The 13,811-nt window shown below is 59.5% G+C and carries 17 protein-coding genes and 1 pseudogene; 3 read left to right on the forward strand and 15 right to left on the reverse strand.

The window, feature by feature from the left end:
- Positions 1 to 42: 42 nt before the first annotated feature.
- The 15 genes and pseudogenes from JIN84_RS23495 to JIN84_RS17865 form a co-directional block, all read right to left on the reverse strand.
- On the reverse strand, positions 43 to 354 hold the full coding sequence (locus JIN84_RS23495; RefSeq protein WP_345714443.1) for a DUF2829 domain-containing protein: 312 nt from the start codon (positions 352 to 354) through the stop codon (positions 43 to 45).
- Positions 355 to 360: 6 nt separating this feature from the next.
- Positions 361 to 534: pseudogene (locus JIN84_RS23560) on the reverse strand (crAss001_48 related protein); the annotation flags it as partial.
- 84 nt (positions 535 to 618) lie between these two features.
- Positions 619 to 2,163, reverse strand: coding sequence for a major capsid protein (locus JIN84_RS17805; protein ID WP_200352420.1), 1,545 nt, complete (start codon positions 2,161 to 2,163; stop codon positions 619 to 621).
- Between the two features lie 56 nt (positions 2,164 to 2,219).
- Complete coding sequence (locus JIN84_RS17810; RefSeq protein WP_200352421.1) at positions 2,220 to 3,266, reverse strand: hypothetical protein; 1,047 nt, start codon at positions 3,264 to 3,266, stop codon at positions 2,220 to 2,222.
- Positions 3,267 to 3,324: 58 nt separating this feature from the next.
- Positions 3,325 to 3,771, reverse strand: coding sequence for a hypothetical protein (locus JIN84_RS17815; protein WP_200352422.1), 447 nt, complete (start codon positions 3,769 to 3,771; stop codon positions 3,325 to 3,327).
- 72 nt (positions 3,772 to 3,843) lie between these two features.
- The gene (locus tag JIN84_RS17820; RefSeq protein WP_200352423.1) at positions 3,844 to 4,206 is read right to left on the reverse strand and encodes a hypothetical protein; all 363 of its coding nucleotides are present in this window, start codon (positions 4,204 to 4,206) and stop codon (positions 3,844 to 3,846) included.
- A gap of 21 nt (positions 4,207 to 4,227) precedes the next feature.
- Complete coding sequence (locus JIN84_RS17825; protein ID WP_200352424.1) at positions 4,228 to 4,875, reverse strand: lysozyme family protein; 648 nt, start codon at positions 4,873 to 4,875, stop codon at positions 4,228 to 4,230.
- Complete coding sequence (locus tag JIN84_RS17830) at positions 4,872 to 5,228, reverse strand: hypothetical protein (RefSeq protein WP_200352425.1); 357 nt, start codon at positions 5,226 to 5,228, stop codon at positions 4,872 to 4,874. The genes JIN84_RS17825 and JIN84_RS17830 overlap by 4 nt, the downstream gene beginning before the upstream one ends.
- 24 nt (positions 5,229 to 5,252) lie before the next feature.
- Positions 5,253 to 5,816 (reverse strand): hypothetical protein, encoded by a 564-nt coding sequence (locus tag JIN84_RS17835; RefSeq protein WP_200352426.1) that lies wholly within the window; start codon positions 5,814 to 5,816, stop codon positions 5,253 to 5,255.
- A gap of 2 nt (positions 5,817 to 5,818) precedes the next feature.
- Entirely contained in the window at positions 5,819 to 7,372 is a 1,554-nt protein-coding gene (locus tag JIN84_RS17840; protein ID WP_200352427.1) for a hypothetical protein, read from the reverse strand.
- Positions 7,373 to 7,390: 18 nt separating this feature from the next.
- Positions 7,391 to 9,451, reverse strand: coding sequence for a portal protein (locus JIN84_RS17845; protein ID WP_200352428.1), 2,061 nt, complete (start codon positions 9,449 to 9,451; stop codon positions 7,391 to 7,393).
- Between the two features lie 48 nt (positions 9,452 to 9,499).
- Positions 9,500 to 9,796, reverse strand: coding sequence for a hypothetical protein (locus JIN84_RS17850; RefSeq protein WP_200352429.1), 297 nt, complete (start codon positions 9,794 to 9,796; stop codon positions 9,500 to 9,502).
- Positions 9,793 to 10,638, reverse strand: a complete 846-nt coding sequence (locus tag JIN84_RS17855; protein ID WP_200352430.1) for a hypothetical protein — start codon at positions 10,636 to 10,638, stop codon at positions 9,793 to 9,795. The genes JIN84_RS17850 and JIN84_RS17855 overlap by 4 nt, the downstream gene beginning before the upstream one ends.
- A complete protein-coding gene (locus JIN84_RS17860) occupies positions 10,635 to 10,952 on the reverse strand; it encodes a hypothetical protein (protein WP_200352431.1) in 318 nt (105 codons plus the stop codon). The genes JIN84_RS17855 and JIN84_RS17860 overlap by 4 nt, the downstream gene beginning before the upstream one ends.
- 49 nt (positions 10,953 to 11,001) lie before the next feature.
- Positions 11,002 to 11,922, reverse strand: a complete 921-nt coding sequence (locus tag JIN84_RS17865) for a hypothetical protein (protein ID WP_200352432.1) — start codon at positions 11,920 to 11,922, stop codon at positions 11,002 to 11,004.
- A 173-nt stretch (positions 11,923 to 12,095) separates the two neighbouring features.
- On the opposite strand from JIN84_RS17865, the gene JIN84_RS17870 reads away from it, so the two are divergent.
- The 3 genes from JIN84_RS17870 to JIN84_RS17880 all read left to right on the forward strand — a co-directional run bounded on the left by JIN84_RS17870 (position 12,096) and on the right by JIN84_RS17880 (position 13,808).
- Positions 12,096 to 12,587, forward strand: a complete 492-nt coding sequence (locus tag JIN84_RS17870) for a hypothetical protein (protein ID WP_234043557.1) — start codon at positions 12,096 to 12,098, stop codon at positions 12,585 to 12,587.
- Between the two features lie 6 nt (positions 12,588 to 12,593).
- Positions 12,594 to 13,238: an SOS response-associated peptidase gene (locus JIN84_RS17875; protein ID WP_200352434.1), complete on the forward strand. Its 645-nt coding sequence runs from the start codon at positions 12,594 to 12,596 to the stop codon at positions 13,236 to 13,238.
- 66 nt (positions 13,239 to 13,304) lie between these two features.
- Complete coding sequence (locus JIN84_RS17880; protein ID WP_200352435.1) at positions 13,305 to 13,808, forward strand: hypothetical protein; 504 nt, start codon at positions 13,305 to 13,307, stop codon at positions 13,806 to 13,808.
- The last annotated feature ends 3 nt before the right edge of the window (positions 13,809 to 13,811 follow it).

Consider the following 13,811-nt stretch of genomic DNA (forward strand, 5'->3'; position numbering starts at 1 on the left):
GTTGAGGTGGCTGACATCCGGTCTGCCAGCGGTTGAAGTGACTTAGTCGAGGACCTGCCAATCTGTGGCCAGAGCGTCGTTGACACTGGGAACCCATGTGTTGACCGTGCCGTCCACTCCCTTGAGAGCGAGGTAGGCGTTGTATGGGACCATCGCGTTCTCTCCAAAGTGTGCTTTGGCGACGCCGGTCTGGGCTGGGTATGAGTTCGCCGGGACATAATAGACGAACATGCCTTTGCCGTTCCATCCGTCGCGGGCAATACGTTTGCCGGACTTGGCGGCTTCGATAGCAGGCCCGAAGGTGAAGTGGCGGACTCCATTGAGTTCGTCGACTGAAAGGCCAAATGCCGCTATTCGTTCGGCCAGAATCTCAGAGTATTCCCCCATGCATGATTTCTGACGGACAAGACGTTCTTTTTCGTCGCTCGGAAGTCCGGCGAAGATCGGGGATGACTCGATGAATTCTCCAAGTTTGGTGAGCTTTTCATCCAGGTCGGACTTTTCGTCCACTACACGTTGTTGATGTGGTTTCATAATTCAATTTTTGGGTCTGCGGAGGGAGAAATAAAAAGCGGGACGGCGGTATGCCGCCCCGCTTCTGGGTGGTTTGCAGGACGATCAGATCTTGCTTGGGACGGGATAGCCCTCGTGCTCCACAGCGTGCTCGACCATCAGATAGCCAGTGGGGTTCTTGATGGTATTGCGGGTGACGCAGGTTCCGAAGATCATCTCAAATCCCTTGCCAATCGTGAATCCGTAGTCACGGATCTGTTCGATCGGAGACATCCGGATGCGGCCATCGGCGAAGCAGGCAGCCATTGCACCGAAGACGAACGAGCGGGCGTAAGGGACGCCCTGTGCGTTCGCTTGGATGACGACGGCATCGGCGACGAAGATGTCGGTATAGTTCCAGGCTCCGTTCGTGCCCGTGACAGGCAGGGTGGAAGCACCCCCGGTCCAGACGTTCGTGGTTCCCGAGGTGGTGAGTTGACCGACAGTCGTGGCGCGCTTGCCGGCACCAGCCTTCGGCGAGAGCACGTTCTTGATCGTGATCTTGTTGCCGTTGTTGCCGCTGCCGACATAGCTGACGAACCCGAGCGAACCGTCCGGGTTGATGACCCATGCATATTTGTCGCTGGAATCGACCGCGGGGAAGCCTGCGGTGGTTTCCTGACGGTTGAACGAGAACTGGTAACCGTCGAACCACTGGAAGTAGCGGCTGAGGGTATTGCTCGCGTTCGCGATGAGCTCGGGGGCCGCATCACTGCCTTGGAAGCCAACAGAGATGACTGCCCGGGCGATGAGGGGGCCGCCTTTGAAGTCATCCCAGTCCTGATCAGTGACCGGAAGCTCGTAGAAGCTCTGTCCCTGCCATTTGAGCAGTTCTCCAGTGAAGTTCGCATTGTTTGTGCCGCGCTCGTCTCCGTTGGCAATCGCGGTCTGGAACGAGGAATCGTTCCGGATCGGGAGCATGGCGGTGTCCGAGGCGAACAACATGAATCCATCGACCGGGGAACTGGTGGAGGATTGCAGCTTCCGTTCGAGGGGCTTGGCACCCATCCGACGGAGACGCGGCTTCGCGTTGTTCACCACGTCGAGCGAGAGCGTGTCGGTGGCGATCAGCGCGTCGGTCGACATCCGGTTGTTGGGCCGGTAGGTGTTCCAAGGGGTTGCCGATTTGATGAGGCGGGCGAACATGTGGTTCTGCTTCAGGATGCCCATTTTCTCGGACATCAGGTTGAGCACGGTCGCAACGAGGCTCTTTCCGGCGGCCAGGAATTCAATCATGTCGCGGCTCATTTCGAATCCGTCACGGACCCAGTCCACCGTCACCTGGTAGGTGCCGAGGCGCGCGTTCGACGTGCGACCGGTGAGTTCGGTGTCACCTTGGACTCCAGGACCGCCGGGGGTGCCGACGACGTGGAAATCCACCTGCGAGGCACCGCCTTTGGTCAGGTCGGTTTTTTTAGCAAAAACGGAGCCGACGCCTTTGCCGACCTTCGCGTTGGCAGGGATTTCGGACGTGAAGCGCTCGAGCGCGTTGTGTTGCAGAGAGGTCGTCTCAAGGTATTGGGAAATAGCCTTTTGACGGACATTGGGATCCATTGCCACTGCGTCCGCGAGGGCTTGGACGGTGGCATTGGCATTATAGGTTCCAGGCATGATAAAGGGACTTCTATTGAAGAGGTTTCAGTCCCGGTGATCGGCTTGAAGATCCGTTACAATTCATCGATAACGGCAAGCAGTTCATCGGGCTTTGCGTTCTTGATGAGCGCGTCCGTTTCCACTGCGTTCAGGCGCGGCGCTGCCGTGTGGGCAGGCGCGACTTGCATCCCCATGCGTTGCTCCGGAACCGTGTCGGACTTGGGCGGAATCGGCCCGGGAGTCGTCGGTTTCGGATTCAGCGTTGCATCCAGTTTCTCTGCCATTTCCAGAATGAAGTCGGGGCGCTGCAACATAGGATCATTCCTGTGCTTCGCCGCGATGACCCGGTCATTGAGGATCTGGTAGAACTCCGAAGTTTCATCCAGCACTGCCGGAAAGCGTTCTTCCAACTGGTCGACTGCCTTGTCGTAGGCCGCCTGATAGGAAACAGCGGCCTGCTGTTGCTGTTCGGCGGTGATTTCGGCTCTGACCAGCAGGCGTTCCTGCACCCGGATTTCGGCTTCAAGTTGACGTGCGGTGTCACGGTCGTAGTCATCGTTCGCCTTGTCCCGCTGTTCGCTGAGTTCGGCGATTTTTGCTTCGATTGCCGCGACGTCAGGTGGTGTGGTCGACGTTGCTGGAGCGGTGGCGGGAGTTGCTTCCGGGGTCGACGTGGCGACAGGAGCGGTGCCTCTCAGAATCTGAAGGGCGGCTAGCATGTCGGGAGCGTCACCGTTGCGCACGAGGTCTCGCGCGTTGGCAATTTCCTGCTGTTGATCGGCTGGAAGTCCGTTGAAGGAAATCCGTTTGGATGATTTTGGTCCCTCGCCCGGAGATGGTGGAGCATCGTGCTCGACGGGCTGCTGTTCGCTTGCCGGAGGAGTTGATGCGGGTTCAGCAGCGGGAGTTTCCTCCACGGGTGCCGCGGTTGGGGCGGGGGTTGGTTCTGGAGCTGGGGATTCGAGCGGTGTGCCCTCGAGGATCTTCAAAAGATCAGAGGGGGCGAGCTCTGCGATGGCTGTGGAGTGGTCGGAGGGTGCCTGCTGTTCGCTGGCGGGTGTTTCGACCGGGGTGGTTGGTGCGACTGGCTGTTCGCCGAGAGGCTGTGTTGGATTGCTCATCAGCCGCGACCGTAACGGACCGCGAACGATCACGTAACGGGCGCAGACTTTTGTGTCGTTACGGCAGGCGCAACCAGGTGGCAACCGTTCCGGTCACCTGCACATACTGCCACTCGTAGGTGGTGTTCACCGCGGCCGCTGTGAGGGCAGCACCTGCAGTAACGCCGCTGCCATCCACGTTCACGGTGAGAGCCGTGATGATCTGTGAAGTGATCAGCCTGCGCTTTTGGCCAATGCGGGCGTTTGCGGCACTGGGAAGGGTGAACGTGAGGGCGGCCAGGGTGCCGGCGGGTGTGAGATAGATCGTCTCTTCCGAGACCATGGGCCTCGCGGAGATGATCGTGCCGGTGAGCGGAGACGCGAGGGTGACAACAGGCTCGACCGCAAGGTTGAAGAGCACGCCGAGGCGATCGCGGAACACGAGGAATCCGAGGTAGGTGCCGAGAATGACACGGTTGGCACGGACAGGGGGGAACTTGGAGGAAATGAGGAATTCGCGGAACATGGCGGATGCGGGGTTGGAGTTGTCAGGACACTACTGATCGTTGCCCGGTTCGGTAACGGGCGCATGGGGCGCTCAGCGCGATTCGAGGCGATCAAGGCGGCGGCTCACGCCTTCCAACTGCCTGTCCGTGTCCTTATGCTTGGCCTCCGATTCTGCGGATGAGCGGTCGAAGTCGCGCCTGAGATCGCGGGAATCTTTGGCGACTTCCGCGAGTGTCTTCAGGGCTTCGGTCTGAACGGCCTGCGTTCTCTCGATGTTCGCCGCCTGTCCGGCGACAGCGCTGACTTGCTGGTCCACCTGCGCCATTTTCTCCGGGACATTGAGCAGTGGTCCTCCCACCTTGATGGCCGTAAAAATGCCCCCTGCGGTGGCAAACAGGATCAGCAGGGTGTTGAGGTTCATTCCTTTTTCTTCGAGCTTCTGGCGGGCGGTCATGGGTGATAGATGGGGAGAGGATTATAGCGATTTTTCGATGAGCAGGGCTTCCGCCTCGCGGCGGCGGATGAGGCCCGGGAGCCCTTTGTTCTGCCATAGGCGCTTCATGGAACGGATCTCGCCTGGTATGAACCGGATGCGGCTTGCGCTGACATGATCGCGGATGGTCCGCATTTCGGTTCGACTTGGGCCGCTCATGCTCGCACCGCGGTTGAAGACGATTGAGAGCAGAGATCCCTGAACGTGAGGATGGCTCGATGTTACGCCGGGAAATGCACTAGCTGTCATCGTGCCGAAGCGGGGCATCGTGTTGGTGATGAAAAGTGATTCTGCAGCGGACCAGGGGACGATGATCCACTTCAAGGCGGCGGCGCGGGGTTTGGCGGCGGCGCCCTTGATCCCGGCGGCGGAAGCCAGCGCGTTGCGGCTTCCTTCCGGAAGCGCTTTCCAGTCGGAAAGCACGGCCGCTCGGCTGTTGTAGCCGATGTCGTAGCCGATCCCCACCGTCACTCCGGAAGCGCCCCCAGGCCACGTAGGCCGTTGGAGGCGGGCGTCGTAGTATGATTTGCCGCCTGTTTCAAAGTCGACGACCAGAGCCTTCGACTCCGGTGAGATGCTCAAGGGGCCGGCGGGGATGGTCGCCGCAAGGAAGGTGAGGATCAATTTCATGCGGATGCCAGGCAGAGAGCTGCGACGAGGACCAGAACGGCAACGGTGATCAGGGAAATGCGAGCCTTGCCGTCGTCGTTGAGATGGCTCCACCAGTTGTCGAAACGGATGGAAAGGATGAACCGGTTGGCCTCGGGGAAGGTCACAGCGAGAGCGAACCACGCCAGCGCGAGAGCGACGCCAAAGTGGCAGATGCCACCGAGGAGCGAGACGCCGACTGATACCGCTGTGGAGGCGGCGGAACTGGCGGCGATATTCGCATTGCCGAGGCTGATGAGGCCGATGATGAGGAGCGCGATCGTGACGATGACGGCGATGACTTCGCGCCAGTTGGATTGGATGAGTTTGATCATGGGTGTGTGGGCTTGTGTTTGGCTTCAGAGGATCCTGAAGCGGGTTGCGATGTATAGGGCGATGGCGATGAAAATGACGACTGCGCCGATGACGATCCCGCGCTTCATCCAGCGACCGAGGGCGGCGTCACCTTCCTGCCGGACAATCTGGGTTTTCAGCTTTTCCACCCCCTTGTCGTTGGTGACGGCTGTTTTCTCCAGTTCCGCGAGCCGGGCATTCGCGGTCTCTCTCAGGAATCGTTGTTCGGCGGCGTTTTGCACCGCCTCGGTGGATTGGGTTTCGAGGAATAGATTGCGGGTCCGGATCCCCGTGAGTGCCTTCCACTGTTTTTCCAATTCCGCAGGCGTGGCTGATCCTTGTTTACGAAGCCGATCAGCCTCTGTGGTTGCTTTGTTGATCTCCAGACCGAGTGATGAGATTCCGGTGTGGATGCTTCCCACGTTCTTCTCCAACCGTGCGGAGGACATGTTGGCGGCCTCCACGCTTGCGCGGGCTTTGGTGACGGCTGGAGCGACCGGCTCCACGAGCACAGCGCGAGGCGCACAGCTCGCGACAAGCAGGAGAATGGCGACGAATACGGTTTTCATTCTCAGTTTGGTTCGACATTCACGAAGATGGCCCGGGTGATAGCATCGTTCGCAGCTACGCCTTGCAGCTTGATCTGATGAGCCAGTGTGTTGTTCATACCGGTGGCTGCCGAGAGCGATCCGGTCACGATTCCGGCCGAATCTCGGAATTCGAAATCGAAATTCCAGTTATTGCTGGAAGATTTCCATATGTTCGCGACGAGTCGCCAAGTGCCGCCGTTGGTGGTGCGAGTTCCGCTGGTGAAGATGTCGCCGCCGATCCAGTTGTATTTCACAACCTTGTTGTTTCCGTTCGCTGCGAAGCTTCCGTAGATCTCCACTTTGTAGCGATCTCCGTTTTCGTTGATGACGTAGGGAGGTGAATTCCAAGAACCGCAGTTTGTGTCCCCGCTCCCCGCCGCATTACCGAGGTTGGGCTGGGAACTGGCGGCGTTGAGCCGACCGGAGGCTCGCATGATGCCGGCTCCTCCAGCAGCCCGGTTGAGGACAGTTTGCAGAGAGTCCGCCCGGACGTTGCCGGTGGACACGATCACATCGCCCTTTTGAATGGTCCCACCGCGGTAGAAATTCAGTCCGCCGTCGGAGATGCTCTTCAGAAATCCGCTTGCGGGCATGGTCCGCTGGTCGCCCACATCTCCGGCGTGGCGACGGTCATTGGCCCAGATTTTGAGCATCCGCATGTCATCGTTGATTCCCCCTTCGTAGGATTCCCAGTATACCCACGTTCCGTTGACGGCGCCTATGCGGGCGTCAGTCACCGAGAGGATGGATGTTCCGTCACAGGTGAGCACCAGATTGTCTCCGGATATCTGCACCTCATAGATCGCTGTGGGACCGTCCATCGCACGGTAGAATGGCGCTGTGGAGTAGTTGGTTCCTACCGTCGACGCGATCTCCACAAGACCGCCCGCGCCACCACTGGTCGCGACTTCCACGTAACAGGCGAGACGGCTGATGCGGATGTGTATGAGGGAATTCAGCCACGCGCTGTCCGGTTTGATGATGAACGTGAGCTGCGTGAATAACTGGGGGCCAGTGGTCACCGGAGGGGTGAACCATTCCACCTCCGCACCCATGTTGAAACAAGGCTCGGAGAGCATGTTTCCGCCGAAGTAGTAAACTTCGCGGCTTTTCCCGACCAACTTATTGTTGAGGATCCGGACAGAGTTGCTGGAGGAATTGCCATAGCGGATGTCGTAGGTCTGACCTGTGGGAGGATTGGTTATGGTTCCGAACGCGGTATCCGTCCGATGAAAGTCGTCCCACAGATCCGCGCGGCTTCCGGGTGACCGTGGGACCGGGGTTAAGCCGATGGCACTGGCGAGATCTTCCGAGGCGAGCAATTCTTCGAACGTGAAGGCTCTTCCATCTTCGGATACGATCCGGTGGGTAAAACGTGATACCGTGGCGGCCAGCGCCTCTTCGAGGTTTGCGTTTTTCGGACGCCAGAGCTTTGCCACCTCCGATAGCGGCTGCCTAGATTGCTCGGGGTTGTTCCGTCCGGCAGCGGTCGCGTGCGGCTCGGGGAACTTGTGGTAATCTTGCGGACTGGCCATGTCCGCAGACTGCCATGGTCAGGTGGCTTCGGTAACGGGCGCAGAATCCACATTGTCAAGCCCGGTAGCCGGGGCCATGACACCAGCATCCGTAAGCGCCTGCGCCACGATGGGCGCGATCTCTGGAGGAAGCAGCGCGATGATGCCAGCGGGGTCCGCTATTGCTTGCCGGATGATGTCCTCTGCGTTGTTGTAACCGAGGGCGGTGATCTGGTCGATGAAGAGCGGACGCGCAGCCGCTTTTTCCATTTCGGGAAGCGCGATGTAACTGGCCAATGCCTGAGTGGCTGCCTGGGCGTTCGCGAGCTTCGACTGGTTCTGTGCCTGCACCAGTCGGAGGGAGACGTTCATCCGGAGTCCGCGGACATCGCCCGCCTTAATGGTGAGCAGTTCGCTAGCCTCGCCGTCACCCCATGCGAACGTCTCGTCGCGATCCTGGTTGGCGTATACCAGATCGACGTTGAAACCCGCCACCCGTTCGATGTCGTCAGTGAGCTGTGTGATGGGGTCTTTCAGCAGGAGAGCGCCACGGGATGTGAGTTGGTTGACGCCGGTGGCCGTCGACGCGTTTGGAACCCCTTTCAGCTCCCCTTGGGCGGCTGAGGTGATACCGCTCCGCATCTGGGCCATCTGGAGCTGGGTGTTCATCAATTCGACCGCGCGGGAATTGGAATCCGGAATGGTGGCGAACTGCACGAAGTCCTCAATTTTTTTATCCACTCCGAGGACCACGGGCTTGGAGGTGTCGAGCACGTAGTTTTTCGGCTCGGGATCAAGCAGTGCTGCGGGCTGCACGGCCGCAATCACTTCGGAGGCAAGCTTGTTCCTACGGGTGATCGAGTTGTGCTGGCGGTCCACGGAGTCGTTCGACATCTCGTATTTCTCGAAATAACCCCGTCCAAGGATGCGTCCGGGGATCTTCGCCACGCGGACTGGGAACACCGGCAGCACGCCGTCGGGCGTTACATTTTTCAAGTAGTCCGCGCGGAAGAGGATCTGAAGTTCCGGAGCGAACACACAATGGATACGAACAGGTTTGCCCGTGCCGAGAGGATCCAACCGCATATATCCATCGATCAATGAGATGGGTGGATTCGCCGAATCCTCGTCAATGCTGGCGGTGTCGGTGTTCGATTCGCCGCGCTCTGATCGGATTCCTTCGCCGTTCGTGGCACATGCGGCTTTGAGTTGGTTGAGGCGATCCGTCGGAATCTTGTAAAGGTCCATCACATCGAGCAATCCCATCCGGAACCTGCAGAAAACGTTCGTGAAGGCGAGATCCAGGTGGGGTGCCGCGCTGTCGAATGCTATGTCCTTGAAGTCGATGCAGTTCGTCCGGGTGTTGTCGTAGTGCACCGTGGTCTCCTCGACGAGAGTTCGCCTCCACTCGAGATCGTTTCCGTCAAGCTTTGCCGCGGCGGCTTCCTCCTCGGACTTGATGAAGTCTTTCGTTTGAGGGTTTGTGAACGGAGCGTTCTTGGACTTGGAAATGGCGACGGTGACCAGTCTCTTGCTCGTTTCGACCTGCCGGTCCCACCGTGTCTTTACGAAAACCGTGCCGCCCCAGCACGCGATGGAGATCGCGTCTCTCAGAGCGGGTTCGAGGTCGCTTTGATCAAGTTTCCATGTCGCGTGCTTGGTGATAAGGTCGGCAAGCGTTCCATCAGCCCGCCCGATCGGCCCGGCTTTGAGCCATGGCCAGGTTCCGAAGATATCGTCACGCCCCTGAGCGGTTGCGAAATCTACGAATCCTTCGCTCATCCCGATGGATTCATTCTGGACCGAGAACACGTCTTTCACGGACTCCGTGTTGTTCGGGTCTGGTCGCCCGACACGGTCGGAATAGTCCCCCTCCGACATGTGTTCCCACTTCGTCATCTTGCCCCTCCACGTGCTGAGGCTGCCGTAGCAGGAACTCCATTGATCGCACGCCTGCTGGAGCAGCCAATCTACCTGGCTGTCACTCAGTTCCATCATCAGCGCCGTATTCTTCGGACTGACATTTCGGGACGCTGGTGCGTCATCAACGAGGCGTGTGGTTTTTGCTGTCCGCTCGTCGAGGATGTGATGGGAACTCATTTCGCGGATCATCCCGCAAATGAACCTCGCTCGTAACGGGCGCAGCCGTCACTCATGATGGGAGAGAATCGCTTCTGGATTGAGATCGATGCGTGCATCGAGGCCTCCCAACTGCGAAATGAGTTCGGCAAACTCCGGGAAGTCTGCTGGGGTGAGATCTTCGCGCACCGGACAGGCGAGAACCGCGTCATCCGCAGGGATGAAGTGATTCCCGACGTGCTCGCCAGTGATGACGGGGATGCCGAGAAGTAGCCAGACGACCGGCCAGCCCCGCGAGGTCTGGGCATCCGCGATGGCCGCGGTGAGGGAGGAGGAGACTCCGGGGGTGGTAATGAATCCAATCATGGCAGGGTGAGGCCGGTGCAGGTTTCCCAAAGGATTTTGATGGCGGCGGTGAACGAGTCGGCCTGGGCTTGGGTGAAGCCTGCGCCGAGGCCAAAGGCTCCGAAGCGCGCGGAGGAGTGCGTGATTGCCGCACTGTTGTTATTGTTCCGCGCGAGGAAGTAGACGTTGATGTTGTCGAGCGCCGTCGAGTCGAGAGCCGTGGAGGTTTGCAGGACGGACCATCCGGCAGTGGTGCGAACCGCCAGGTATCTCGACGTCGACGACGTGGTTGCAGTGAAGAGAATACCGAGACGGGAATCCACGGCGTTGAGCTGGGATGCCACGTCCCCGATGGCGGCGACAAGGTCGAGGTTCGCGGCTTGCCCGAGCGAGAATCGCGCGGTCGACGCGCCGACGAGGCCGGACAAGGACGCCTGGGCCCGCGGATCGGCCAGTGGGTTGAGAACCCACATGGAGCCTGAACTCGTGGTCACGCCGAGCGCGCCCGGGGTCGATCCGACGTTGAAATACTGGGTGGTGCCGTTTCCCTGCACGTAGCCGGCTGCCTGGGTGGGGCTGTTGACCCATGTCCCGGTTGTTCCGGTGACGAGATCAATGGCATTCGCGGAGGCGTTGGCCCAAATCGGGAGATAGATCCGTTTGTGGATGCTCCATCGTCCCGCTGCCTTTTCAGTCCGGAAGAAGTTGTTGATGGCGGTCCGCTGCACCGATGTCACGGGTGAACCCTTCGTGGCCTCGATCTGCGCAATTCGCGCGGCCGCGTCCGAGTCAAATGATGCCCCGCTCACGGATGGACCTGATGTCGAGGCCGTGAGCGACGCGCGGATCGATGGTGAAATCATTTCCGGCGAGGTTTCACGGTTTGAGAAACAACCATGGCGAGGGAGCTTGCAGACGTGACCTTGACGCACACCTGGCCGCTGGCGGGGGTTTCGACAACGCAGCTTCCACCGCTCGCGGCAAAGACCGGCGCGACACCATCGAGGGGAAGTAGTTTGCGGAAGGCGCTCGTGAGTCCGATCACGCCAATCTCCACAGTGGCGGAGCCGCCCGTGATGTCCCATTCGATGAGCTGGTCGGTGTCCGCCTTTGCCCATGGGAGGGCATACTCCTCATTGGCTGTAACGTTCGTCCGCTTGGTTGAGAGCTGAATCATGCCCTGAATGTGCCAGAGAACTCGCCAGGGGATAACGGGCGCAGGTATTTCAGGACAACGGGATCGCCGCGCTTCGGACCACCCCGTCGTTTCCTTTATATTTCACCGTGAGCGAGGTGTTCGAGGTGGCCTGGAATACGAGTCCTCCATTGCTTCCGGGTGTCACGGTGCTGCTGAGACCCAATTCAACTTTTCCAGAAAAATGGGTGTTCGAGGTGAACACAGTTGCTCCGTTGAAGATGGCGTTGTCTCGGAATTCCGCCCTGTCGTTGAAGATAGTTTCATTGAGGAGGGTGGCGTGGACGACGGTCAATGATTCGGCGTAAATCCTCTGTCCTGAACCGGCGAGCTGGAGCCATTGGACGGGGGACAGCCGGGTGCAGGCATAGAGCTGATCACCTCCGTTGACCACGGCCATTTGGAGCAGGTATTGCGCTGGGGTGCCGATAAGTTCGATCGTGGCGACACCGCTGATGGGAACGGGCCCGAAATTTAGCGGATAGTATTCCTCCACGAGCTCCGGTGAGTCGACATCCGTGCCATACCAGACGGCAAGGTTCTCGCCTCCCACGACTCGCCGGATGTTCCAGCGGAATGATATGGTGTCGTAGTCGACAATCCAGCCGTCGACGATCTCATCTGCCGGTTCGCCGGTGTCGGTCCACTCGGGCGTCTCACCGCCGGTGGGTATGAGGTCTGGCAGTGTCACTAGATCGCCATCGATGGTGAGGGATCCGAGGATGCGGAGCCCTGCGTCGAGGGGCGGGGAATCACGTTCCAGGACTGTGCCGGCTGCCACGCTCGCAAGAATCTTCGCTTCAAATTCGTCCGCCGAGTAGCTTTTGCCAGTAACGCGGTCGATCAGCCGCAGGGTCGCCCTCGCCAGAGTGCTCAGGGTTTCCTCAAGGTTGCATCCTCTGGGACGCCACGCTCCCGCCATCCGCCGCGCATCGGTCGTGTTCGGCACCATCCGTATGATTGAGGAGGTTTCTCCGTCAGGCTGTGGAAATTCGTGGTAATTGCGAGGCGCTCCCATTGCCGGAGGATGTCACCTGAGAACATCGCGCGTAACGGGCGCAGATCTTGCCAAGAACGGTGAAATCGCTTAATACCGTGGCCATGGAAAAGCCGATCCATCGGAAAATGACGAAAGCGCTCGCACGGGAGTGCCGTGTGCTCGTCTATCGGACGGCGGAAAAGTATTCCATTCCGGCTGTGTTCATCACGGCTCATGTGCGATCGCGGATTGCCGATCGTGCGCGGCTGGAGGTGTGGCGGACCATGATCGGGGACATGGGGATGACCCGACAGCTCGTCGCAGACTGTTTCGGGCGCGATCGCCGTCGCCTTCGGGCTAGTGTCCTTGAACGGTCCGCGCTCATCCTGCACGAGCCGCTTCCGAGGGCGGAAAAGCCGAGATCAAAGGTGAAACGTCGTCCGCTCGCCCCGTTCCAGCCGGTGGGGAATCAGTTCGTCTGGAACTTTGCCGTTCCACTGGAAATCGGGCCGGTCCCCACGATTGAGCGGTTCATGAAGCTTGTCCCGTCGAAGGTGAAAGTCGCCCTGGAGGGTGATGACCGTGTCCGGCTTGCCCGGCTCTACGAGCGGGAGGCTCGGATGCTCAGGAAGTGCTGATCGGATATGTGCACCGCCTACGAACTCGGAAGCAAGAAGCGCGGCAGTTCACCGGGCTACCTCGACGCTCGGGCGGTTCAACGACTTTTGGAAATTTCAGAAACACGGATCATCCGTCCCACGCACATCGCTCCTGTCATCATGCCGGATGGCTCCTTGCGGGAAATGCGCTGGGGGATCCCGACGCAAGTGAGGTCGGCCAGGCCGGGAGCAAAGCCGCTGATCAAGAATGTCGTCAATTCCCGCGAGAACAAACTGAAGGGGTGGCCGTGGCGCGACGCATTTCAGAAACGCCGTTGCCTCATTCCCGCGTCGGCATTTTACGAGTGGGTGGAGTTGGACGGCAAAAAGATCCCTCTGCGCTTCGTTCGGCCGGATCTCGACACGATCTGGATCGCCGGGATCTGGGAGGATGGCCAGCACGGAGAATGCTACTCGATGATCACGACCGATCCGAATGAAGTGATGGAGCCGGTCCACGATCGGATGCCCGCCGTTCTTCAAGAATCTCAGATCCCGCCCTACTTGGCTGGGGAACTCCACGAGTTCGGTCCGTCTGCCGTTGGCTTGGCTTTCACGGAGGCAGAGAATTTCCTGAAGGGCAGAAAAGAGCCGCCCCCGCCGCCAGCCCAAGGAGATCTGTTTTCCTGAACTCGATCTATAGTCGCCGTGGGGTTTGTACTTGTGCCGGGCGAATCGAAGTGTTCGGCTGAACGCATGTTGCAACAATACCCGAAACTGGGAGAGTGGGGATGGGCTGTGAACGTGATGCCATACGAGCTGCCTGTAGGACTCGCGGACCGCTCCCGCGTAAAGGTGATCGAGATCAGGGACTCCAACGACTACGTCGTCGAAGACGAGCAGGGCCGGAGGTGGGATCTGACCAGGATTCACCTCGATGGGGGGATAATTTACTACCTCGACGGAAAACCCTACTACGAATCCCATCCCGTCGCGGTCCACTACCTTCGTCACTATTTATTGGAGCTTGAGGACCGGATCGCGAGACGTGACGGCTACAGCATCTACGAAATGCAGGAAAATAGAGACGATATGCGCTGGCATCTCGCACGCCATGGGATCGATCCTGACGGGCCGATGCCGCCCGGGCCGCCGCCGGCGTTCACCGGCGCCCCACGAAGGGGGCCGTCATCCAACCCGAGGGCTCCGCAGAGCTTCCGGCCTGAGACGGAAGAACCGGTCAGACGGATGAACTCGTGAGAG

This window comes from Luteolibacter yonseiensis, assembly GCF_016595465.1.
In the GTDB taxonomy this organism is placed as follows: domain Bacteria; phylum Verrucomicrobiota; class Verrucomicrobiia; order Verrucomicrobiales; family Akkermansiaceae; genus Luteolibacter; species Luteolibacter yonseiensis.